This is a genomic window from Lentzea sp. NPDC006480 (genome assembly GCF_040611995.1).
Lineage (GTDB): Bacteria > Actinomycetota > Actinomycetes > Mycobacteriales > Pseudonocardiaceae > Lentzea.
Map to the genome: position 1 here is coordinate 154,154 of NZ_JBEXPJ010000001.1, position 20,810 is coordinate 174,963.

Genomic DNA, 20,810 nt, shown 5'->3' on the forward strand with positions numbered 1-20,810 from the left:
CGCGTGCGGTCATCAATCGGACGTGCTGAGACGTCCCTCTACTCTCAGTAGTCCCGAATCTCACCGTTTGCAGTGATGGTCTCCCCCTTGACTACTCTGGGGAGTTACCCTCAGTCGTTCGTACGGTGTCACTTCTCTCCCCCCAAGGGGTGAAGCCGTGGGCGGCAACGTGAGCACAGAGCAGCGCGTGCTGGACGTTGTGCTGTCCTTCGCCGAAGACGACACCATCCCGGACCTGTTGCACCACGTGGTCGAATCCGCCTGCGAGCTCATCGGGGCCCCGTACGGCGCGCTGGCCGTGCTCAGCGACCACAAGGAGCTCCTGGAGTTCACCCAGACCGACGGCGAGCCCCAGATCACGACCGGTGACCCGCGCTCGATCGGCGTAGCCGACTTCCTGGGCGCCCAGATCAAGGTCCACGACGAGACCTTCGGCAACCTCTTCCTGTCCGGGAAACCCGAGTTCACCGACCAGGACCAGGACATCCTCAACGCACTCGCGACGGCCGCGGGCTCCGCCATCGGCCACCTCGACCGCTACGAGCGGACCCGCAAGCGAGAGGCATGGCTGAGGGCCGCGACGGAGGTCACCACCAACCTCCTGACCGGCACGACGGGCAGAGACGCCCTCTACCAGGTGGCCACCACCGCGAGGCAGACGGCCGACGCGCACTTCGCCGCCCTGGCCCTGCCGGACCACCACGGCGACCTGGTCATCGAGGTCGCGGACGGCGGCGCCTACGACGCCGAAGGCATGAAGGTGCCGCGAGAAGGCTCGGTCAGCTACCGCGTCTACGAGTCGGGTCAGGCCGAGTGCCACGACGAGGGCACCGTGCCGACCGTGCCGGGGCCGTGCGCGGTGGTGCCGCTGGCCGTGGGCGACCGCACGATCGGCGTCCTGATCCTCGCCCGGCGCCGGGGCGAGCCGAAGTTCGACGACAAGGACCTGGCCGAGGCCTTCGCCGCGCAGGCGGCGCTCGTTCTCGAGTTCACCAGGGCCCAGGGCGACACCGAACGCCTGGCGGTGCTGGAGGACCGCGACCGCATCGCCAGGGACCTGCACGACCTGGTCATCCAGCGACTCTTCGGCCTCGGGCTGGGCCTGCAGGGCCTGACCAGCACGAACGCGAAGATCAGCGGGTTCGTGGAGGAGGTCGACCACACGATCCGCGAGATCCGCCGCACCATCTTCTCCCTGCAGGAACCGCCGTCGGGCAGCACGAGCCTGCGCGGCCAGCTGCTCAACGCCGTCCACGACTCCGCCAGGTTGCTGGGCTTCGAGCCGGACGTGTCGCTCGAAGGCCCGCTCGACACCGTGGTGCCGGACAAGCTCAGGCCAGATCTGCTGGCCACGCTCCGAGAAGCGCTAACGAACGTGGTGCGGCACGCGAGAGCGCGGCATGTCGCGGTGGCCGTGAGCGTGAACCGCACGATGACGCGGCTGGAACTCACGGTGAAGGACGACGGGCGGGGGTTGCCGTTGACTGACGATTCCGGTGGCGCGCCCCATCACGCCGGGGGACTGGCGAACATGGCGGCTCGTGCGCGGCGCCATCACGGTGACTGTGCGGTGGACTCGATCCCCGGTGCGGGCGTGAGCATCACGTGGTTCGCCCCGCTGGTGCTGCAGGAGGCGACATGGCGATAGCAGTGCTGTTGGTCGACGACCACGAGATCGTGCGGCGCGGGCTGGTGCAGCTGCTCGCGCAGGCCGACGACATCAACGTGGTGGGGCAGGCGGACAGCGCCACGGCCGCCATCGCGCTGGCGCCGAGGCTCAAACCCGACGTGGCGATCATCGACGTCCGGCTGCCCGACGGCGACGGGGTGACGGTGTGCCGGGAGATCAGGAGCCTGCTGCAACCGCCGCCGGCCTGCCTGATGCTCACGTCCTATTCGGACGATGAGGCGTTGTTCGGGGCGATCATGGCCGGCGCGTCCGGCTACATGCTGAAGGAGGTCAGCGGCAACGATCTCGTGGCTGCGGTCCGGACGCTCGCGACCGGTGGCTCGTTGCTGCACGCCGGAGTCACCGCGACCGTCCTGCAACGGCTGAGAGGCGGCCCAGAGGAGGATCCGCGGTACGCCACGCTCAGCCCGCAGGAACGCCGGATCCTCGACCTCATCGCCGAGGGCATGACGAACCGGCAGATCGCCAACCGGTTGTTCCTCGCGGAGAAGACCGTGAAGAACTACGTGTCGTCACTGCTGCACAAGCTCGGCTTCGATCGCCGGACCGAGGCGGGCGTCTACGCGGCCCGACGCAGACGCACCCACCCCGGCGCGTTCTAGGCGATCTTCGGCACCGGCTTCGAAACAACCGGAACTTCCTTCTCCGCCAGCCGTTCTGTCTTCGCCCAGGCGTTGCGCCCCGCGAAGTGGCGGTACAGCGCGCGCAACGTCGAGATCGAGCCCAGGATCAGGAATCCCGGATACGCGAGGCCCACGGCGAGGCAGCGCCACAACGGTTCGTCGCCGTGCCTGAGCCGGTGCACCACGCCCCAGATCAGGCCGGGCAGCACCAGTGCGACGAGCCAGATTCCCAGTGCCAGCACCGTGGTCGACGTGTTCGTCGCCATGCCGCCGAAGTCGTGGCCGCTGAGCTGAGCGTAGAAGCCGAAGCCCACCAACGCGGTGATGAGCAACGTCATCGGCGCGACCAGCCACGGCGTCAGCAGGTACTGCAGGAACTCCAGCAGCGCCACGGATCCCACGTTCTTGGCCCTGACCAGCTTCGGCACGTAAGGAAGGCACTGCAGGTTGCCCTGACCCCACCGGGTTCGCTGACGCAGCAACCGCTGAACGTCGGTCAGGCCCTGCTGGGTGATCGTCGCGTGGGTGGCGTACCGGATGCGCTGGCCCGTCAAGTGCACGCGCAGGCCCAGTTCCAGGTCCTCGACCAGGCAGGCGGACCACGGCGCGTCGCCGAGCCCCGTCAACGTGGCGAGCCGCACGAACTGGCCATTGCCGCCGAGCCCGACCGTGCCGACGACGTCGCGCAACGACTGCGAGGCGTCCACGACACAGCTGAACTCCAGGTCCTGCAGGAACGCCAGCAGGTTGGTGCGGTTGTGGATGCGCACGCGGCACTGCACGGCGCCCACGTCGCGCTGCCCGAAGTACGAGGTGATCTCGGAGAGCATGCCGGGCTCACCCCGGCCGTCGCCGTCGATCACGCCGATGATCGTGCGGTGCACCGTGCCGGCGGCCTCGGCGATGCCGCGGATGTAGCGGAAGGCGTGGTTGAGCGCCTCACCTTTGCCCTTCCGGGCTTCCGGCGGGTTGCGCCGCAACACGTGCAGGCGGTGGTCGTCGATCTCGGCGAGCACGTGCGGCGTGCGGTCGTCCGAGCCGTCGTCCACGACGACGACCTGGACCGGTGTGCGCGCGCCGTCCAACGCGAGCGCGGAACGCACCGTGTTGGCCACAACGCGTTCCTCGTTCAACGCGGGAATGATGATCCAGTACTGCAGCGGATGCCGTGAAGGCACTTCCGGGCCACCCGGTTTCGGGCGCCACCAGACGAACAGTGCGAGCACCAGGTTGTAACTGGGCCAAAACACGAGCAGGACGAGCATGAACGTCGCGAATTGTGTCGTGTCAGTCATGACACAAACCTGTCTACAAAAGCGGTTGCAGGGACAACCACAACCATGCGGATGTGAAGTTGGGTCATTGCTGGCTCCTGGTAACGAAGCGCTGGGCCGGTGCGAGATACCAGACAGCAAGGCCAGGAGCTGGTGTTCGAGGCGAGACTAAGGGCTGGCAGAGCGGAGCGTCAACCGGCCATATCGGGTACGAATGGAGCTTCGTTACACGAAGTTCGCAAAGCTAAATCACCGATCTGGCGGTACCTGTGCGAGGCGGGTACCAATTGATTGTCAGCGATGATCGAGTCGCTGTCCGCAGAAGGCGCGCACGTTCGCCGCACGTGCCTGGATAGAGTCCAAAGAGGTAGAAGATGGGACCAAGTGCCCTGGTGCCCGGCCCTAGGCAGTTCTCTCGGGGAGAAGTGCCCGAGGTCTTTCTCGTGGCGGGAACTCGTCCGGAAGCAGTGAAGATGGCACCGGTTGCCGCCGCGATGTTCGCGGGCGGGCGCATCCGGCCCGTCGTGGTGAACTCAGGGCAGCACCCCGAGATGGTCGACCAGGCCCTGGAGTCGTTCGGCTTCGCGGCGGACGTCACGCTCAAGCTGAACCGCGTCACGGGCGGCCAGGCCGAGCTCACCAGCCAGCTGATCGAGGAGCTCGACCGGCTCTTCACCGAACGCGCGCCGGCCGCGGTGCTCGTGCAGGGCGACACGACGACGACGCTCGCGGGCGCGCTCGCCGCGTTCTGGCAGCAGATCCCGGTCGTGCACCTGGAAGCAGGCCTGCGCTCGCACGACCTGACCTCGCCGTTCCCCGAGGAGGGGAACCGCAAGATGGTCGGCCAGCTCGCGTCGTTGCACCTGGCGCCGACGGCGGACGCCACGGCGCACCTCGCCGCGGAGTCGTTGCAGGGCAACAAAGTCCTGACGATCGGCAACACCGTCGTGGACGCGGTGCTGGACGTGGCCGCCCGGCGCGCGCCCTACGGCGACGCGAGGCTGCAGGAGATCGAGAACAGAGTCCACGCCGGACAGTCGCGGCTCGTGCTGGTCACCACGCACCGCCGCGAGTCCTGGGGCGAGCCGCTCGACCGGGTGCTGCACGCCGTGGCGGACATCGTCGAGGCCCGGCCGGACGTGGAGATCGTGCTGCCCGCGCACCCGAACCCGGCTGTGCGGCAACAGGTGATGGACGTGCTGGGTGGAGTCGGCCACGTCACGATCACCGACCCGTTGCCGTACGCGCAGATGGCCAGGCTGCTCGCGCAGTGCACGCTGGTGTTGTCCGACTCGGGCGGCATCCAGGAGGAGGCGCCGTCGTTCGGGGTCCCGGCACTGGTGCTGCGGGACGTGACCGAGCGGATGGAGGCCGTCAACGCGGGCTGCGCGGTGCTCGTCGGCACCGACCGCGAACGGATCATCGACCTCACCGTCCAGTTGCTGGACAGCCCGTCCGCGCGCGAGGCGATGACCGCCGAGGGCAACCCGTTCGGCGACGGGCTCGCCTCCGTGCGCACCGAACAGGCACTGGCCTGGCTGCTGGGCCTGCAACAGCAGCGACCCGTTGAGTTCGCTCCGTACGCCGGCAGCGCGACGTTGCGCATGTCGGGAGAGGTGGATGTGGCATGAAGGCCAGAGTTTTCAAGGTGGCCGTCGGGGTTGCCCTCGCGGTCTCGATGGTTCCCGCGCCCGCTCAGGCCGCGGATCTCTCGCTCGGCCTGAACCTGGGCGAGATCACCGAGAACCTGCTGCCCGCGCCGCCCAAGCCGCCGGCCACGCCGTCGACGACGAGCACGCGCGTCCAGAAGCGCACCAGCCAGCCCGGTGTGATCTCGACGGTGCTCGGCACGCTCGGCCTCTCCTCGACCGCGCAGGCCGCCGCGACCGGCACGAACGGCGGCGGCGCACCCGGTGCGAAGACGGGCCAGAAGACGTTGGTGCTGTACGACAACACCGGTCAGTGGGCGTGGCTCGGCGAGGCGTACGCGGTGGAGGCGGCCAACCTCGTCTCGCACGGCAGCTCGTACGTCATGCACCCCGTCGGCGGGTACACCGCCGGTGAGATATCGGGCTACACCGGCGTCGTCTACATCGGATCAACGTACGACGAGCCGCTCCCCGTGGCGTTCCTCGACGACGTGCTGGCGACCACGAAGCCGGTGCTGTGGATGGCGCACAACATCTGGCAGCTCACCGCTCGCGCGCCGGACTTCGCCGGGACGTACGGCTGGAACTGGGCCGGCTACGACTTCGGTGCGGCGACCACGGTCCGGTACGAGAACACCGACCTCGGCCGCGACCCGCTGGCCACGCCGTCCGGTCTGATGGTCACCACGATCTCCAACCCGGCGATCGCGTCGGCACCCGCCATCGCGACGGGCTCGGCGGCCGGGCCGATCAACTGGGCCACCAAGGCCAAGAACCTGACCTACATCGGCGAGATCCCGTTCAGCTACGTCGACCACGGCGACCGCTACCTGGCCGCCGCGGACCTGATCAGCAAGGTCTCGAACCCGACGATGGCCGACCGCAAGCGGGCGCTGGTGCGCATCGAGGACGTCGGCCCCGACGCCGACCCGAACGAGCTGCGCGCGGTCGCGGACTACCTGTACGCGCAGAAGATCCCGTTCTCCATCGCGGTCTACCCGCGCTTCGAGAACCCGCTCGGTGCGGACAACAACGGCGTGCCCGAGGCGGCGAACCTCTCGCAGCGGCCGCAGGTCCTCAACGCCTTGCGCTACATGACGCAGCGCGGCGGCACGATCCTGATGCACGGCTACACGCACCAGTTCATGAAGGCCATCAACCCGTACGACGGCCGCAGCGGCAACGACTTCGAGTTCTACATGGCTCACGTCGACGCGAACAACAGCGTGATCTACGACGGCCCGGTGCCGGGTGACTCGGCCTCGTACGCGCAGGGCCGGATCAACTCGGCGACGACCCAGTTCGCGCTGGCCGGTTTCGCGAAGCCGGCCATCTTCGAGCCGCCGCACTACGCCGCGTCCGCGGTGGACTACCAGGTCATCCAGCAGAACTTCGGCAAGCGCTACGACCGCGGCCTGTACTTCGGCGGGTACTGCCCCGGTGGCGCGTGCGGCACCGGTGCGCCGGACTACGGCAAGATCTACGGCCAGTACTTCCCGTACCTGGTCCGCGACATCTACGGCTCCGTCGTGGCGCCGGAAGCGGTGGGCAACGTCGAGCCCGAGCCGTTCAACAACCACCCGGCCAGGCTGCCCGCCGACCTGATCAAGACGGCGCAACAGCTCAAGGTGGTCGATGATGGTGTCGCGAGCTTCTTCTACCACCCGTACCTGGGAACCGGGTACCTGCAGCAGACCGTTCAGGGGCTGAAGAGCGCGGGCTACACGTTCGCGTCCGTCGCCACGGTGATGGCCGGCTGATCTGAAAGAGAGGCCGGGAGATCTCACGGGATCTCCCGGCCGTCCAGGAGGTTGTCGTGCGCTGGGCTCTCGTGCTGGTGGTCCTGGCTCTGGCCGGGTGCTCGTCCTCTGGCACCGGTTCCGCGCCTCCGGCCACTGACGAAGGCTGGCAGGTCACCGTCTACTACACGGCGGTCGAGTCGTTCCACAGTGGACCATCAGTGCCCGTGCACGGGTGCCAGGTCATCGACTGCGAGAACGGCAAGGACCTGCTCGGGAACTTCCCGCAGTCGTTCGCGAAGGCGGTCAAGGACGAAGGTACCGGCCGGACTTCCTCCGGCCGGTACCTCAACTGGTCCCACGACAAGGGCTACTGGCTCGACACCGAGCCTCGCGACTCGTTCGGCAAGGCGCTGAAGCCCTTCGTCTCCGCGGCTGCCGACGGGTTGAAGACCGGGTCACGGATCAAGCTCGTCTCCTGTGGACAGACGCAGGAGGGGACGAACGTCGACGCCGCGGTGTGCCAGAAGCTCGCGTCCTCGTCGTGGGAGATCACCGACGAGTTCACGCCGGGCCTCGGCGGTGACCGGCACATCGATCTCTACCTGGGCGAGGAAACCGGGCCCGGGTTCACCGAAAGTGCCTGGTACACCACGTTGGCCGAGGCGGTGCTGGAGGTTCACCAGCCGAGCTGAGCAGCCAGTTCGCGCGCCTTGGTGAGCGGGTTTCCACTGCCCTCACCGGGAGCGGGCAGCGGTACGCCGGGACAGCTCAGGTCCTTGCCGGGCGCCACGCCGTCGACCAGATAGCTCTCGACGACGCCGCCGACGCAGTCGTTGCCGAACCCGTAGATGCCGTGGTCACCCTCGTCCTGCACGGTGAGCATCCGCGAGTTCGCGAACTTCCGGTGTGCCCGTTGAGCGCCTTCGTAAGGCGTCGCGGGGTCGCGCACCGACTGCACCATCAGCACGGAGGAGACGTCCTTGCCGGTGGGGCGCTTGAGGTGCACGTCCGGCCGGTCCCACCACGCGCACGGGCCGGTGATCTGGTAGCCGCCGACGAGCGAGTACAGCTTGACGTTCCGGTTGCCCTGGCGCTCCAACGACTTCCGGCCGCCGTGGAACGGAGTGTCGTTGCACAGGATCGACATCTGCGTGCCCATCACGTAGTCCGGGTACTGCTTGGGCGCTTGTGCCTTGGCCAGCGACGGTCCGCCCGCCAGCTGCGCCCACAGGAGCGTGGTGGGCTCGAAGGAGTCCTTGTCGTACAGGCCGGCGAAGATCAGGGCGTCCAGCAGGACCGGCGTCACGACGGTGCCGTCCGGCAGGGTGACGGGCTGCTCGGCGAGCTTCGCGCGAGTCCGCTCGTAGGCCTGCCGGACCTCCTCCGCGGTCTTGCCGAGGTGGAACACGTTGTCGTACTTCGCGACCCACGGCAGGTAGTCGACGCGGAACCGGCGTTCGACCCCGGCCGGGAGGTTGTCGAAGACCTGCTGCCACGACTCGGTGAACTCGGTGTTGGAGTCGAGGACGACCTTGTCGAGCGTCTTGGGGAAGTAGGTGGCGTAGTAGGCGCCCATCCAGCTGCCACCGGAGTACCCGAGCCAGCTGACCTTCTCGCGCCCCATGACCTGGCGCAGCAGGTCGAGGTCGCGCACGGTCTGCTCGGTCGTGATGTAACGGCCCAGTTCGCCGGACTTGGCCTGGCAGAACTTCGCCTGCAGTTCCATGCCTCCGTACAGCAGATCCAGACCGGCCTTGCTCCGATCACGCCAGTCGGTCGCGAGCCGGTGCTGGTAGCCGCCGCACGTGACGTTGTCGCTGGCCCCGGTACCACGAACGTCGATGCCGACGATCTCGGCGTTCTCGCTGAGCTTCGGCCGGTTCAGGTAGATCAGCGGCAACGTGCGGCCCGCGCCGCCCGGTCCGCCGGGGTTCGTGAAGACGGTGGTCTTCGCGTTGCCGTGCAACGGAACCGTGCGACTGACCGCGATGGTGATGGTCTTGCCGTTGCCGGGATCGTTCCAGTCCATCGGCGCGGTGAAGCTGCCGCACTGCAACCGCTCGAATCCGGGCTGATCGGTGCACTTCCGCCAGTTGATCTGTTGCTGTGCAAGCGAAGCCGAAGCCTGCGGTACGACGATCAAGCTCGCCGCGACTGCCGTGACGATCGCCAAGGGCGTTCTCATGTCGTTCCCCCTTCTGGTGTGCCCGAAGCTCACCAGTTCCGGTGGCCGGGGACATCGCCAGAAGGGGGACGACGTGGTGCTACTCAAGGCTTACGCCAGGTCGTGCAGTGGCCCGTGACAACTGTCACCAGCCGACGCGAACCGCCAGTTCACGGGCCTGCTCCAGCACGCCTGCCTGCTGCTGGCCCGGTTCGGGCAGCGGCACACCGGGGCAGGTCGAGTCACTCGTCGGGTTCACGCGGTCGACGAGGTAGCGCTCGACGACGTCGTTCACACAGGCGTTGTCGAGCCCGTAGATGCCGTGGTCACCCTCGTCCTGCACCGTCAGCATCTTCGAGTTCCGGAAGCTCTGGTGGGCTCGCTGCGCGCCTTCCAGCGGCGTCGCCGGGTCGCGCACCGACTGCACCATCAGCGTCGAGTCCACGCCGCTTCCGTTGGGGTGCTTGAGCTGCACGTTCGGCCGGTCCCAGTACGCGCAGGGGCCCATGATCTGGTAGTAGCCCATCAGCGGCCACTTGGCGCCGTCCTGGACCGCGTCGCGCTCCAGGTACCGGCGACCACCGTGGAACGGCGTGTCGTTGCAGATGATCGAGTACAGGGTGCCGTTCGAGGCGTCCGGGTAGCTCGCCTGCGCCTTCAGCCCCGTCGGCACCACACCCGCCAGCTCGGCGAACTTCCGCGCCACCGAGTCGAAGGAGTGCTTGCTGTACTGCCCCTGGAAGAGCAGGAGGTCCAGCCTGACCGCGTTGTAGGTGCCTTCAGGCAGGGTGACCGGCTGCTGCGCGAGCTTCGCGCGAGTCCGCTCGTAGGTCTGCCGCACTTCCTCCCCGGTCTTGCCGAGGTGGTAGATGCTGTCGTACTTGGCGACCCACGGCGTGAAGTCGACGCGAAAACGCCGCTCGAAACCCATGCCCCAGTCGTCGAAGACGGGCTGCCACGGTCCGGTGAACGCGGCGTTCGAGTCGAGCACGATCTTGTCGAGCGACTTCGGGAAGTAGGTCGCGAAGTACGCGCCCATCCAGGTGCCGCCGGAGTAGCCGAGCCAGTCGACCTTCTTGCGGCCCAGCACCTGCCGCAGCAGGTCGAGGTCCTTCACCGTCTGGCCTGGGAGACCGGCCGAGCTCGCCGGACTTGGTCTGGCAGAACTTGGCGTGCAGTTCCATGCCCTGGTAGAGCAGGCCCAGGTTGGCCTTGCTGCGGTCGCGCGGGTCCGTCGAGCCGAGCGTGTCGTACATGCCGCACGTGACGTTGCTGCTGGCGCCGGTGCCGCGCACGTCGATGCCGACGATTTCGGCGTTCTCGCTGAGCTTCGGCCGGTTCAGGAACGCGATCGGCAGCGTGCGACCCTCGCCGCCGGGTCCGCCGGGGTTGGTGAAGACCGTGGTCTTCGCCGTGCCGTGCAACGGAACCGTGCGGCTGACCGCGATGGTGATGGTCTTGCCGTTGTTCGGGTGGTTCCAGTCCATCGGAGCCGTGAACTGGCCGCACTGCAGCCGTTCGAAGCCGGGCTGGTCGGTGCACTTCTGCCAGTTGATCTGCTGCGCGGCGAAGGTGCTCGCCTGCGCCTGTGGTGCGATTATCAGCGATGTTGCCGTCGCCACGGCCAGTGCCGCGGCGATCTTCTTGCGGTGCATCGGTTTCCCCTCTTCTACCAACCGAGCTGTTTGGCGAGCTGCTGTGCCGTCGGCGCCGCGGTCTCACCCGGTGCGGGCAGCGGAACCCCTGGGCACGTCAGGTCTTTCGCGGGCGTCACGCCGTCGACGAGGTAGCTCTCCACGATGTCGTCGACGCACTTGTTGCCGAACCCGTAGATGCCGTGGTCGCCCTCGTCCTCAACGGTGAGCAGCACCGAGTTGTTGAAGTTGCGGTGTGCTTTCTGCGCGCCTTCGAGCGGCGTCGCCGGGTCGCGCACCGACTGCACCATCAACGTCGGCGCGACGCCGACACCGTTGGGGTGCTTGAGGTTCACGTTCGGCCGGTCCCAGAACGCGCAGGGCCCCATCACCTGGAGGTAGCCGCCGAGCGGCCACTTGGCGCCGTCCTTCGCGGCGTCGCGTTCGAGGTAGCGCCGGTCGCCCTTGAACGGCGTGTCGTTGCAGACGATCGAGTACGCCGTGCCGTTCTGGGCGTCCGGGTAGCTCGCCTGCGCCGTCAGCTGCGGCTGTGCGGTGCCCGCCAGTTCGGCGAAGACCTGCGCGCCGAGGGCGAACTGGCCCTTGCGGTACAGGACACCTCGCAGCAGACCGTCGAGCGACTGCGGGTAGTAGACGCCTTCCGGTCGCGTGACGGGCTGGTCCTTGAGCTTCGCGCGCGTGCGTTCGTAGGACTGCCGGACCTCTTCAGCGGTCTTGCCGAGGTGGTAGATGTTGTCGTACTTCGCCACCCACGGCAGGAAGTCGACGCGGAACCGGCGTTCGAAGCCCATGCCCCAGTCGTCGAAGATCGGCTGCCACGGCCCGGTGAACTCGACGTTGGAGTCCAGCACGATCTTGTCGAGCGTCTTCGGGAAGTAGGTGGCGTAGTAGGCACCCAGCCAGCTGCCGCCCGAGTAGCCGATCCAGCTGACCTCGGGCTTGCGCAGGATCTGCCGCAGCAGGTCGAGGTCCCTCACCGTCTGGTCGGTGGTGATGTACCGGCCGAGCTCGCCGGACTTGTTCTGGCAGAACTTGGCCTGCAGCTCCATCGCGCCGTAGAGCAGGTCGAGGTTGGCCTTGCTGCGGTCGCGCTGGTCGGTGATGCTCTCGGCGTTGAAGCCGCCGCAGGTGACGTTGCTGCTGGCGCCCGTGCCGCGCACGTCGATGCCGATGATCTCGGCGTTCTCGCTGAGCTTCGGCCGGTTCAGGTAGACCAGCGGGATCGTGCGTCCCTCACCGCCCGGCCCGCCGGGGTTGGTGAAGACCGTGGACTTCGCCGTGCCGTTCTTCGGCGTGAGCCGGCTGACCGCGATGGTGATGGTCTTGCCGTTGCTGGGATTGTTCCAGTCCATCGGCGCGGTGAAGCTGCCGCACTCCAGCCGTTCGCCGCCCGGCGGAAGTCCTGGTGGCGGGGTGTCGAAGCACTTCTGCCACTGGATCTCCTGCAGTGGCTGGGCTTGTGCCTGTGGTGCGATGAGCGATGTTGCGGTGATGACGGCCAGCGTGGCCGCGACTTGCTTGCGCATTCGGGTTCCCCCTCCGATGTGCTCCTAGCTCATCGGTTCTGGGGGTCCCCGGGCATCCGCCGGAGGGTGACTCGCTCGTACAACTCTGGTCGTACGCCAACCCGGGCAAATGCCCCGAACGGCCGAAGGGCCGCCCCCTGGGAAACGATGAAGGGAACCTTCGTCCACCTCAGGCGGATGAAGGTTCCCTTCGTCGTTTGCCCAGCTGGGTCAGCAGGACTGCTTGTAGAAGTACTTCGAGTTCTTGTCCGCGTCGGCCTTGGTGATGGCGACCAGGTCGGTCTCGATGTTGCGCTTGTTCGTCTTGCCGTCGATCGCGGCCACGGCCTGCTCGACGCCCTGCTTGCCGATCGTGCCGGGGTCCTGGGCGATCAACGCCTGCACGGTGCCCGCCTGCAGGTCCTTGACCTGGTTGGGCGAGGCGTCGAAGCCGACCAGGTTCACCGAGCCGGTCTTGCCCGCGTTGCGCAGGCCGGTGGCGGCACCCTCACCGCTGTTCAGGTTCGTGGCGAACACGCCGATCAGGTCCGGGTTCGCGGCGAGCGTCGCGGTCACCTTCGAGGCGGCGGTGGCGGCCTCGTTGTCGGTGTACTGCTGGCCGATGTACTTGAGGTTCGGGTAGGCCTTGATGGCGTCCTCGAACCCCTTGGCGCGGGCGTCGGTGGTCGACGTGCCGGCCTTGGTGTTGAGCACCAGCACCGAGCCGGACTTGCCGGCCGTCAGCTTGTTGATCGTCTCGGCGGCCAGCTTGCCGCCCTGCTCGTTGTTGGACGAGATGGTGGAGGAGGCGATCGAGGTGTCCTGCAGCTTGGTGTCGACCTCGATGACCTTGATGCCCGCGTCCTTGAGCTGCTTCATCGGACCGGCCATGGCCTTGTCGTCGGTCGGCGCGATCAGCACCGCCGCCGGCTTGTCGGCCAGGATGCCGGTGACGATCGGGGTCTGCTGGGCCGCGTCGAACTTCGCCGGTGCCTGGGTCTTGGCCTCGTAGCCCGCGGCCTTGGCGGCTTCCTCGAAGCCGCACTGCATGGAGATGTAGAACGGTTCCGCCGAGATGCCGGGAATCAGCACCAGCTTCTTGTTCGCGGCGTTGTTGCCCGAACCCGAGTCACCAATCTGCCCGCCTCCGCCACACGCGGCGAGCAGGAATGCGGCCGACACGGCCACTGCGGAGCGGATCTTCATTGGTCCAGCACCTTTCCCTAACGTTGGTTGCGCGCCCGCCGCCGTGTCTGGTCCAGCCACACGGCGGCCACCAGCACGATCGCGACGGCGATCGGCTGCCAGAACTCCTCGACCCCGATGATCACGAGGCCCTTCTCCAACACCGCCGGGATGAACACGCCGAAGATCGTGCCCACTACCGAACCCACGCCGCCGAAGATGCTGGTACCACCCAGGACGACGGCGGCGATCGCGTTCAGGTTGTCCGTCTCGTGGCCGGTGACGACCGCGACCCGGAAGAACGCGTTGCCCATGAACCCCGCGAGTCCCGCGAGGGTGCCCGCGAGCAGGTACACCTTCGTGAGGTGGTTGCGCACCGAGATGCCCACCCGTCTCGCCGCCTCCTCGTTCGACCCGACCGCGTAGGTGTAGCGGCCGAAACGCGTGGTGGACAGGAGAAGCGCGCCGAGAGCGGTGACGATCGCGGCCACGATCACGATGTTCGGGATGCCGAACCACGTGCCGGAGCCGAACGTCGTGTTGAGCTTGTCCGGGATGCCGGACACGTTGGAACCGTTGTTCAGCAACAGAGCCGCACCCTGTGCCGCGCCGAACGAACCCAGCGTCACGATCAGCGGCGGGATCTTCGCGCGGGAGATCAGCAGGCCGTTGAGCAGACCCCACACCGCGCCGCTGACGACCGCAACGAGCAGACCGAACGCGATCACGCCCCAGCCGGCGTTCGTCGCGTCTCCGCCGGACACCTTGTTCATCGCCATCGCGGACAACACGCTCGCGAACACCAGCACCGAACCCACGGAAAGGTCGATGCCGGACGTGATGATCACGAACGTCATACCCACCGAGAGCACCAGCAGCACAGCGGTTTCCGCGAGCAGGAACTGCAGCGTGGTCACCTGGAACACGGCGTCCGGTCGGATCGCCCCGAACACCGCGACGAGAACCAGCAGCACCAGGCCGATCCACAGCGTGTTCGCGCCGGTCAGTCGCTTGAGGAGCGGGGTGCGCGCCTCGTCGGGCTGAGTAGACAACGTTGTCTCTTCAGTAGTGGTCATCAGGCCGCGTCCTCTTGAGACAGTGCACCGGTCATCGCGCCGACCAGCTCTTCGACGGTGGTGTCGGCGGCCTTGAAGCGGGCCACGCGACGGCCGAGGCGCAGCACCTCGACCCGGTCGGACACCGACAGCACCTCGGGCATGTTGTGCGAGATCAGCACCACGGCGATGCCCTCGTCGCGGACGCGCTTGATCACGTCGAGCACGCGTTCCCGTTGCACCACACCGAGTGCGGCGGTCGGCTCGTCCATGAACACGAGCTTCGACGCCCACGCCACGGACCGCGCGACGGCGACCGACTGGCGCTGGCCACCGGACAGCGACGCGATCGGCACGTCGATGCTCTGCAGCGCCGCGCCGAACCGGCCGAAGTGCTCGGAGGCCTGCCTGCGCATGGCCTTCTTGTCCAGCACGCCGAGGAACCCGAGGATGCCGGGCTTGAGGATCTCCCTGCCCAGGAACATGTTCGCGGCCGGGTCGAGGTCCGGCGCGACCGCGAGGTCCTGGAACACCGTCTCGATGCCGCGGTCGCGGGCGTCGTTGGGGGAGTGCAGCCTCAGCGGTTTGCCGTTGAACAGCAGGGTTCCGCTGGTCGGCTGCTCCACCCCGGACAGGCACTTCACCAGGGTGGACTTCCCCGCGCCGTTGTCGCCGATGAGCGACACGACCTCGCCGGGGTAGGCGGTGAACGAGGCACCGCGAAGAGCTTCCACGGTGCCGTAGTTCTTCGTGAGATCACGAGCCTCGAGCAACGGCTCGCTCATGGCGACACATCCTCCACTTTGGACAGAACGGGCGGTCGGCAGCGGATCGCCACCAGGTCACCGGACAGCCCGAGCTCGCCCGCCGCGTGCGGCACGACGACGGTGCTGCCCTTGTGCACCTCCAGCTCACCGAGCTGGCCTGACCCCTCCAGCACCACCAGCACGGCGAACGACGGCTCCAGTGCGAAGGAGCCCTCCACGTGCAGGCGGTCGGCCTGGAAGAACGGGTCCGCGTCGTGGCCGAGGAGATCGACCGACGGCGCCCACTTCTCGGACGTCTGGCGCACGAGCTTGTCCAGGTTGTTCGCCCAGCCGTGGCGGTCGACGCAGTCCAGCGCGACGTCGTAGCCGAGACCGAGGTGGCCGATGTCCGCGTTGGCCAGGAAGCCCTGCCACTCCAGCGTCACCGAGAAGTCCGTCGGCTGCTGCAGTTCGACGATGAAGACGCCCTCGCCGATCGCGTGCGGCACCCCGGCGGGCACGTAGACCGTGTCGCCGGGCCGGACGCAGACCGGGTTCAGCGCGTCGAGCATCGCCGTGGTGTTCTGCGTGGCGACCCAGTCGGCCACCACGTCCGCCGGCACGTCCTCGCGGAATCCGATGTAGACGGTCGGGTCGCTGCCGGTCGTGCCGACGACGATCCACGCCTCCGTCTTGCCGTGCCGGCAGTTCAGGTGCGAGGACGCGAAGGCGTTCGACGGGTGGCAGTGCACGGGCAGGCGCTGGCCCGCGTCGAGCAGCTTCACCAGCAACGCCGTGTCCGCGCCGAACTTCGCCACGTGGTCCGCGCCGAGCCATCCGAGCGGGTCCGCCTCGACGGCGTCGCGCAACAGCACGCCGTTCGGCAACGTTGTCAACCCGGCATCGCTGCGTCCGTACAGCGTCGTCGTCGAGGCCACCCAGTCCTCGGGCCCGAAGTCGCCGCTCGTCCCGCCGCGCAACGCGGCGATCGCCTCGCCGCCGCGGTAGAACTGCTTCGGCTGGTTCGCCGGCAGGTTGACAGGCTGGTGGAGCACACCAGAACTCACGCGTGGACCTCCCCGGATCCTCGTGGCACCAAGCGCACCGGCAGCACGACGCGGCGCGGTGGTGAGTTGTCGCCGTCCAAGCGGGCGAACAACAAATCGGTGGCCGCCTTGCCGAGCGCGCTCGCGTCGTGCGCGATCACGGTCACCGGCGGCGACAACAGGTCGGCGAGCTCGAAGTCGTCGAAGCCCACCAGAGCGGGCCGTTCCGCGACCCCCGCGAGCGAGCGCAGGATGTTGACGGTGATTCGGTTGTTGCCTGCCACGATCGCGGTGGCGGGCTCGCGCAGGCTTTGCAGTCGTTGCAACGTGGTCGCGACGCTGCTGTCGTCGTGCGGCCCCATCGCCACGAGCTCCTCGTGGTACCCGATGCCCGCTCTGACGCAGCCCTCGCGGTAGCCGCGCAGCCGCTCGTTGGCGGTGAAGATGTCCGGCGCGTCCCCGAGGAACGCGATGCGGCGGTGCCCGTGTGCAGCCAGATGGGTGACGGCCTCGACGGTGCCGCCGATGTTGTCGACCAGCACGGTGTCCGCCACGACGTCGCCCGCGGGCCGGTCCAGGAACACCACGGGCGTGCCCGCGCGCATCTCCGGCACCAGATAGCTGTGCTGCAGGCCGGCGGGCACGATGAGCAGCCCGTCCACGCGCCTGCTGCAGAACTCCAGCGCCAGCTCGCGTTCTCTGCCTGGGTCCTCGTCACTGGACCCCGAGATCACCTGACGGCCGCGCAGTCGCGCGATTTCCTCGACAGCGCGGGTCACGCCGGAGTAGAACGGGTTGCCGACGTCCTCCAGCACCAGCCCGATCGTGCCGGTGGACGAGCCTCGGCGCAGGTTGCGGGCACTCAGGTTCCGCCGGAACCCGAGCTGGTCGATGGCCGCCAGCACGCGCTCGGCGGTCGACGGGTGCACACCCGGCTCGTCGTTCACCACGCGCGAGACGGTCTTGATGCTCACGCCCGCCAGCCGCGCGACGTCGTTCATCGTCGCGCGACGGACCTTGCGCTGACCGGCAACAGGGCCACTGGGGGACAACGTTGTCATAGTGGCCGTATCTCACCCCGGCTTCACGCCCTTGTCAACCGTTCCGGAACCGGTCAAGCGGCTCTTCATTTTCTCGTTTGGTGTCCTGAACAGGACAAGTGGCGTCGGTGGTATTGACCAACGCTGTGTGCGCTCCGCAAGGATCTGATGACAGACAGCGTTGTCAGCCAGAGGGGAGATCAGCCATGCGTGACCTGCCACGCCGAAGCGTTCTCAGCCTCCTCGGAGCCGCCGGCCTTGCCGGCGTGCCCGATGTTGCTGCCGCTCAACCATCTCCGTCCGCGCCACCTCCTTCTGCTTCGTCGGGCGAGGCTCCTTCCGCAGGCGCTCAAGCCCTCGCGCCTCCTCCTGGTGGCTGGCGCGCGGTCGCCGAGGACGTGCGCTCCGAGGTCCGCTGGGCCTGGCGGTCCTATGTGGACCGCGCGTTCGGCCACGACCAGATCAAACCCGTCTCGGGCGGCTCGGAGGAGTTCTTCGTTCCCGGACATCCGATGGGCCTCACGATCGTCGAAGCCCTGGACACCTTGTGGCTCATGGAACTCGACGCCGAGTTCGCCGAGGGCGTCCGCTGGGTCAAGTCTCATCTGTCCTTCGACGTGGACGCCTCCTTCCAGGTCTTCGAGACCAACATCCGCATGCTGGGCGGGTTGCTGTCCGCCTACCACGTCAGCGGCGATGGTGCGCTTCTGGCTCTGGCGCGCGACCTGGGCGACCGGTTGCTGCTCGCGTTCACCAAGTCTCCGACCGGAATCCCGTATCGCTACGTCAATCTGCGCACGGGAGCCGTCTCCTCACCCGAGACGAACCTCGCCGAAACCGGCACCTACATCACGGAGTTCGGCTCGCTCTCGAAGTGGACCGGCGACCGCAAGTACTACAACGCGGCCAAGAAGGCCTTCAAGTACACCTTCGACCGCCGCACGTCCCTTGGTCTGCTGCCGTGGGACGTGCACGCCGAGACCGGCGCCTGGCGCAACCGCCTCGCCACCATCGGCCCGCCCGCGGACTCCTACTACGAGTACCTGTGGGACGGCTGGCACCTCTTCGGCGACCGCGACCTCAAGGCGTGGTGGGACGTCCTGATCCGCGCGATCCTGCGCTACCAGTCCGACGTCGTCTCGGGCCGTCTCTGGTTCGCCCAGGTCGACGCTTTCACGGGTCGGCGGGATGCCCGGACCCAGAGCGAGCTGGCGGCGTTCTTCGGCGGGTTGCTGGCGGAGAGCGGCGATGTGGCTCGTGGCCGGGCGTATCACGACTCGTGGACGGCCGTTCAGGATCGCTACGGGGTTCTGCCCGAGGGCATCAACTACACGTCCTTGCGGCCGACGTCGGTGGGCAACCAGCTTCGGCCCGAGTATGCGGACGGGGCGCTCTTCCTGTGGCTGGCTACGCGTGAGGAGGTCTATCGCGAGCGTGCCCACCGGCACTACCAGGAGATGAAGCGGACCTCTCGCACCAACTACGGGTACACGATCCTGCGGGACGTCACCACGGGTGCCCAGGGCGACTTCTGTCCTGGCTACTGGTGGTCGGAGCAGCTGAAGTACTACTGGTTGATCTTCAGTGACTCGCGTCGGTTCGACTACACCAGCCATTACCTGTCCACTGAGGGCAACATCTTCCTGGGGGCTCGGCGGTAGCTCCTGCGAACTCCGGGTCTGAGCGCCGTAACTTGGCGGCGGCGGTGCTCAGATCCGGTCCTGCCTGGGCCGGGGTGTTTGGCGGCGGCACCCCGGTCCAGCCTTTGGTTCGCTTACGTTCCATGTCCGTAGTTGGCTGGGTTCCGTAGTGAGAGTCCCGTTGCGTGCTTCCCCTTGGGGACGCTGCCCCCAAACCCGCGCCAATCTGATCGGGGGGCCCGTGCCGCACGCGGGTTGATGGCACGCCTGTTGTTTTGCTTCGCCTTCGGGTCGCCTCGCCGGTGGCATCAGCGTTGTCGGCTCACACTTTTGTGTATGGTTTTACCTGCGTTTATGTTGTGATCTTGCGGTAGATTAGAACACGTGAGCGACACCCGACTTCTCCCCACCGACGAGCTGCTGCGCAGCTTTGTCGACCTTGAGAGGGAGAGCAGGGCTCGTGACAATGAGAAGATGCGTGTGATTGCCGAGTTGGATCGGCGTGGGGCTGCCGCTGAGCTTGGTTATAGGGATTTGGCGAATGTGTTGCGTGATGTCGTTCGCTGGGATCTCAAGGCAGCTCGGAAATGGGTCGCCAATGCCGCCCTGTTGAGCAGCACGGTCACTCCGACCGGCAGCGAGCTGGCTCCCGAGCTTCCGGTGACCGCTGAGGCGGTGGCCGAGGGTGTGCTGTCGGTTGAGCATGTCGGGGCGCTGGCGGAGGCGATGAAGTACCTGCCCGCTGAGGCCGAGGCCGCGATGGTGGACTTCGCTCGCGAGCACCCGCCCGCCGCGGTGCCCAAGTTCGGCAAGGAACTGGCGTACCTGCTCTACCAGGACGACCCGGAACCGCGTGATCCCGAGCCTGAGCCGCTGGTCAACCAGCACTTCAAGCGCTGGACGAAGAACGGGCAGCTCGTGGTCAAGATGCTGCTGGACACGGTCACCGGCGCCGCCTACGAGGCGGTGCTCGACCCGCTGGCCAAGCCCCGCCCCGACACCGGCGAGGGTCCGGATCTGCGTTCGCCCTCCGAGCGTGAGGGCGCTGCGTTCGCGGAGCTGGTCAACTTGATGCTGCGGACCGATCAGCTGCCGGAGCATGGCGGTGAACCGGTGACCCTGGTGGTGACGATGAGCTACGACGACCTCGCCGCCCAGGTCAGGCACGGCATGCTCGACAGCGGTGAGCGCGTCCCGGCCAGCCAGGTCCGCCGGCTCGCCTGCAACGCCGGGATCATTCCGCTGGTGCTGGGTGAGAAGTCGCAGTCGATGGACATCGGCCGTAAAGCCCGGTCCTTCCCGGCCGGAATCCGCCGGGTCCTGGTCGCGAGAGACCGAGGCTGCGCCTTTCCCGGCTGCGCCCGGCCACCGCGGCATTGCGATGCCCACCACATCCATCACTGGGCCGACGGCGGCAAGACCTCCGTCGACAACGCGGTCCTGCTGTGCCGTCATCACCACACGCTGATTCACCAGAGCGAGTGGGAAGTGAAACTGGCGGCCGGTATCCCGATGTTCTATCCGCCTGCGTGGCTGGACCCGGACCGAAAACCGCGACGCAACCTGCTCCACTCACCCGCCAAATTCGCGCCAACCAGGTCGCGCGAATTGGTTGACGCCTGCCCGCGGTGACGCCGAACGCGAACTCCGCATGGCTATCGTGCGATGCGAAGCGAGCAGTACTTGAGGCTCGACAAATCAGAGCAAGCGGTCATGACGTAACCACCGCGCGATTGGGGCTTGACTTTGAGTGCGAGATGCTACCGTGTTCGGATCGGCCGAGCGCTTTACCAGCT

General features: G+C 67.4%; 16 protein-coding genes. 7 read left to right on the forward strand and 9 right to left on the reverse strand.

Translation table 11 applies throughout. The features are described 5' to 3' along the window. The first annotated feature begins 157 nt into the window (after positions 1-157). Both ABZX92_RS00765 and ABZX92_RS00770 read left to right on the forward strand, forming a co-directional pair. Positions 158-1,648, forward strand: a complete 1,491-nt coding sequence (locus tag ABZX92_RS00765) for a GAF domain-containing protein (RefSeq protein ID WP_355551872.1) — start codon at positions 158-160, stop codon at positions 1,646-1,648. After that, positions 1,639-2,292 (forward strand): response regulator transcription factor, encoded by a 654-nt coding sequence (locus ABZX92_RS00770; RefSeq protein ID WP_355551874.1) that lies wholly within the window; start codon positions 1,639-1,641, stop codon positions 2,290-2,292. The genes ABZX92_RS00765 and ABZX92_RS00770 overlap by 10 nt, the downstream gene beginning before the upstream one ends. Here the strand turns inward: ABZX92_RS00770 and ABZX92_RS00775 are convergent. Further along, complete coding sequence (locus ABZX92_RS00775) at positions 2,289-3,608, reverse strand: glycosyltransferase family 2 protein (protein ID WP_355551877.1); 1,320 nt, start codon at positions 3,606-3,608, stop codon at positions 2,289-2,291. The two genes, ABZX92_RS00770 and ABZX92_RS00775, sit on opposite strands and share 4 nt — an antisense overlap. 353 nt (positions 3,609-3,961) lie before the next feature. Between ABZX92_RS00775 and wecB the strand changes: the two genes are divergently transcribed. From wecB to ABZX92_RS00790, 3 genes are read left to right on the forward strand one after another with little or no spacing between them, the layout of a single operon-like run. Beyond that, positions 3,962-5,218: a UDP-N-acetylglucosamine 2-epimerase (non-hydrolyzing) gene (gene wecB, locus ABZX92_RS00780; protein ID WP_355551880.1), complete on the forward strand. Its 1,257-nt coding sequence runs from the start codon at positions 3,962-3,964 to the stop codon at positions 5,216-5,218. Then, a complete protein-coding gene (locus ABZX92_RS00785) occupies positions 5,215-6,996 on the forward strand; it encodes a polysaccharide deacetylase family protein (protein ID WP_355551882.1) in 1,782 nt (593 codons plus the stop codon). Before wecB ends, ABZX92_RS00785 begins: the two co-directional genes overlap by 4 nt. Before the next feature lie 56 nt (positions 6,997-7,052). Then, positions 7,053-7,670, forward strand: coding sequence for a hypothetical protein (locus tag ABZX92_RS00790; protein WP_355551885.1), 618 nt, complete (start codon positions 7,053-7,055; stop codon positions 7,668-7,670). On the opposite strand, the gene ABZX92_RS00795 is transcribed toward ABZX92_RS00790, so the two are convergent. The 8 genes from ABZX92_RS00795 to ABZX92_RS00830 form a co-directional block, all read right to left on the reverse strand. Further along, positions 7,655-9,163, reverse strand: coding sequence for an alpha/beta hydrolase (locus ABZX92_RS00795; protein ID WP_355551888.1), 1,509 nt, complete (start codon positions 9,161-9,163; stop codon positions 7,655-7,657). The genes ABZX92_RS00790 and ABZX92_RS00795 overlap by 16 nt on opposite strands. Positions 9,164-9,287: 124 nt before the next feature. Continuing rightward, entirely contained in the window at positions 9,288-10,259 is a 972-nt protein-coding gene (locus ABZX92_RS00800; RefSeq protein ID WP_355551890.1) for an alpha/beta hydrolase, read from the reverse strand. Positions 10,260-10,811: 552 nt separating this feature from the next. Next, on the reverse strand, positions 10,812-12,323 hold the full coding sequence (locus tag ABZX92_RS00805; protein WP_355551893.1) for an alpha/beta hydrolase: 1,512 nt from the start codon (positions 12,321-12,323) through the stop codon (positions 10,812-10,814). 210 nt (positions 12,324-12,533) lie between these two features. After that, entirely contained in the window at positions 12,534-13,508 is a 975-nt protein-coding gene (locus ABZX92_RS00810; RefSeq protein ID WP_355551896.1) for an ABC transporter substrate-binding protein, read from the reverse strand. Between the two features lie 17 nt (positions 13,509-13,525). Continuing rightward, a complete protein-coding gene (locus ABZX92_RS00815) occupies positions 13,526-14,563 on the reverse strand; it encodes an ABC transporter permease (RefSeq protein ID WP_355551898.1) in 1,038 nt (345 codons plus the stop codon). After that, positions 14,563-15,327, reverse strand: coding sequence for an ATP-binding cassette domain-containing protein (locus ABZX92_RS00820; protein ID WP_355551901.1), 765 nt, complete (start codon positions 15,325-15,327; stop codon positions 14,563-14,565). The genes ABZX92_RS00815 and ABZX92_RS00820 overlap by 1 nt, the downstream gene beginning before the upstream one ends. Beyond that, positions 15,324-16,355 carry a class I mannose-6-phosphate isomerase gene (locus tag ABZX92_RS00825; protein WP_355551904.1) on the reverse strand — a complete coding sequence of 344 codons (1,032 nt, stop codon included), beginning with the start codon at positions 16,353-16,355 and terminating at the stop codon, positions 15,324-15,326. Before ABZX92_RS00825 ends, ABZX92_RS00820 begins: the two co-directional genes overlap by 4 nt. Next, entirely contained in the window at positions 16,352-17,335 is a 984-nt protein-coding gene (locus tag ABZX92_RS00830; protein WP_355552124.1) for a LacI family DNA-binding transcriptional regulator, read from the reverse strand. The genes ABZX92_RS00825 and ABZX92_RS00830 overlap by 4 nt, the downstream gene beginning before the upstream one ends. Before the next feature lie 245 nt (positions 17,336-17,580). Here ABZX92_RS00830 and ABZX92_RS00835 point away from each other — a divergent pair, with 245 nt between their 5' ends. After that, positions 17,581-19,035 carry a glycoside hydrolase family 47 protein gene (locus ABZX92_RS00835; protein WP_355551907.1) on the forward strand — a complete coding sequence of 485 codons (1,455 nt, stop codon included), beginning with the start codon at positions 17,581-17,583 and terminating at the stop codon, positions 19,033-19,035. Between the two features lie 363 nt (positions 19,036-19,398). Next, positions 19,399-20,646: a DUF222 domain-containing protein gene (locus tag ABZX92_RS00840; protein WP_355551910.1), complete on the forward strand. Its 1,248-nt coding sequence runs from the start codon at positions 19,399-19,401 to the stop codon at positions 20,644-20,646. The last annotated feature ends 164 nt before the right edge of the window (positions 20,647-20,810 follow it).

Excerpts from the sequence above, each read along its gene's own strand:
- ABZX92_RS00830 (WP_355552124.1), bottom strand. The coding sequence starts at position 17,335 with ATGAACGACGTCGCGCGGCTGGCGGGCGTGAGCATCAAGACCGTCTCG.
- ABZX92_RS00820 (WP_355551901.1), bottom strand. The coding sequence starts at position 15,327 with ATGAGCGAGCCGTTGCTCGAGGCTCGTGATCTCACGAAGAACTACGGC.
- ABZX92_RS00815 (WP_355551898.1), bottom strand. The coding sequence starts at position 14,563 with ATGACCACTACTGAAGAGACAACGTTGTCTACTCAGCCCGACGAGGCG.
- ABZX92_RS00835 (WP_355551907.1), top strand. The coding sequence starts at position 17,581 with ATGCGTGACCTGCCACGCCGAAGCGTTCTCAGCCTCCTCGGAGCCGCC.
- ABZX92_RS00770 (WP_355551874.1), top strand. The coding sequence starts at position 1,639 with ATGGCGATAGCAGTGCTGTTGGTCGACGACCACGAGATCGTGCGGCGC.
- ABZX92_RS00810 (WP_355551896.1), bottom strand. The coding sequence starts at position 13,508 with ATGAAGATCCGCTCCGCAGTGGCCGTGTCGGCCGCATTCCTGCTCGCC.
- ABZX92_RS00795 (WP_355551888.1), bottom strand. The coding sequence starts at position 9,163 with ATGAGAACGCCCTTGGCGATCGTCACGGCAGTCGCGGCGAGCTTGATC.
- ABZX92_RS00805 (WP_355551893.1), bottom strand. The coding sequence starts at position 12,323 with ATGCGCAAGCAAGTCGCGGCCACGCTGGCCGTCATCACCGCAACATCG.
- ABZX92_RS00775 (WP_355551877.1), bottom strand. The coding sequence starts at position 3,608 with ATGACTGACACGACACAATTCGCGACGTTCATGCTCGTCCTGCTCGTG.
- wecB (WP_355551880.1), top strand. The coding sequence starts at position 3,962 with ATGGGACCAAGTGCCCTGGTGCCCGGCCCTAGGCAGTTCTCTCGGGGA.
- ABZX92_RS00785 (WP_355551882.1), top strand. The coding sequence starts at position 5,215 with ATGAAGGCCAGAGTTTTCAAGGTGGCCGTCGGGGTTGCCCTCGCGGTC.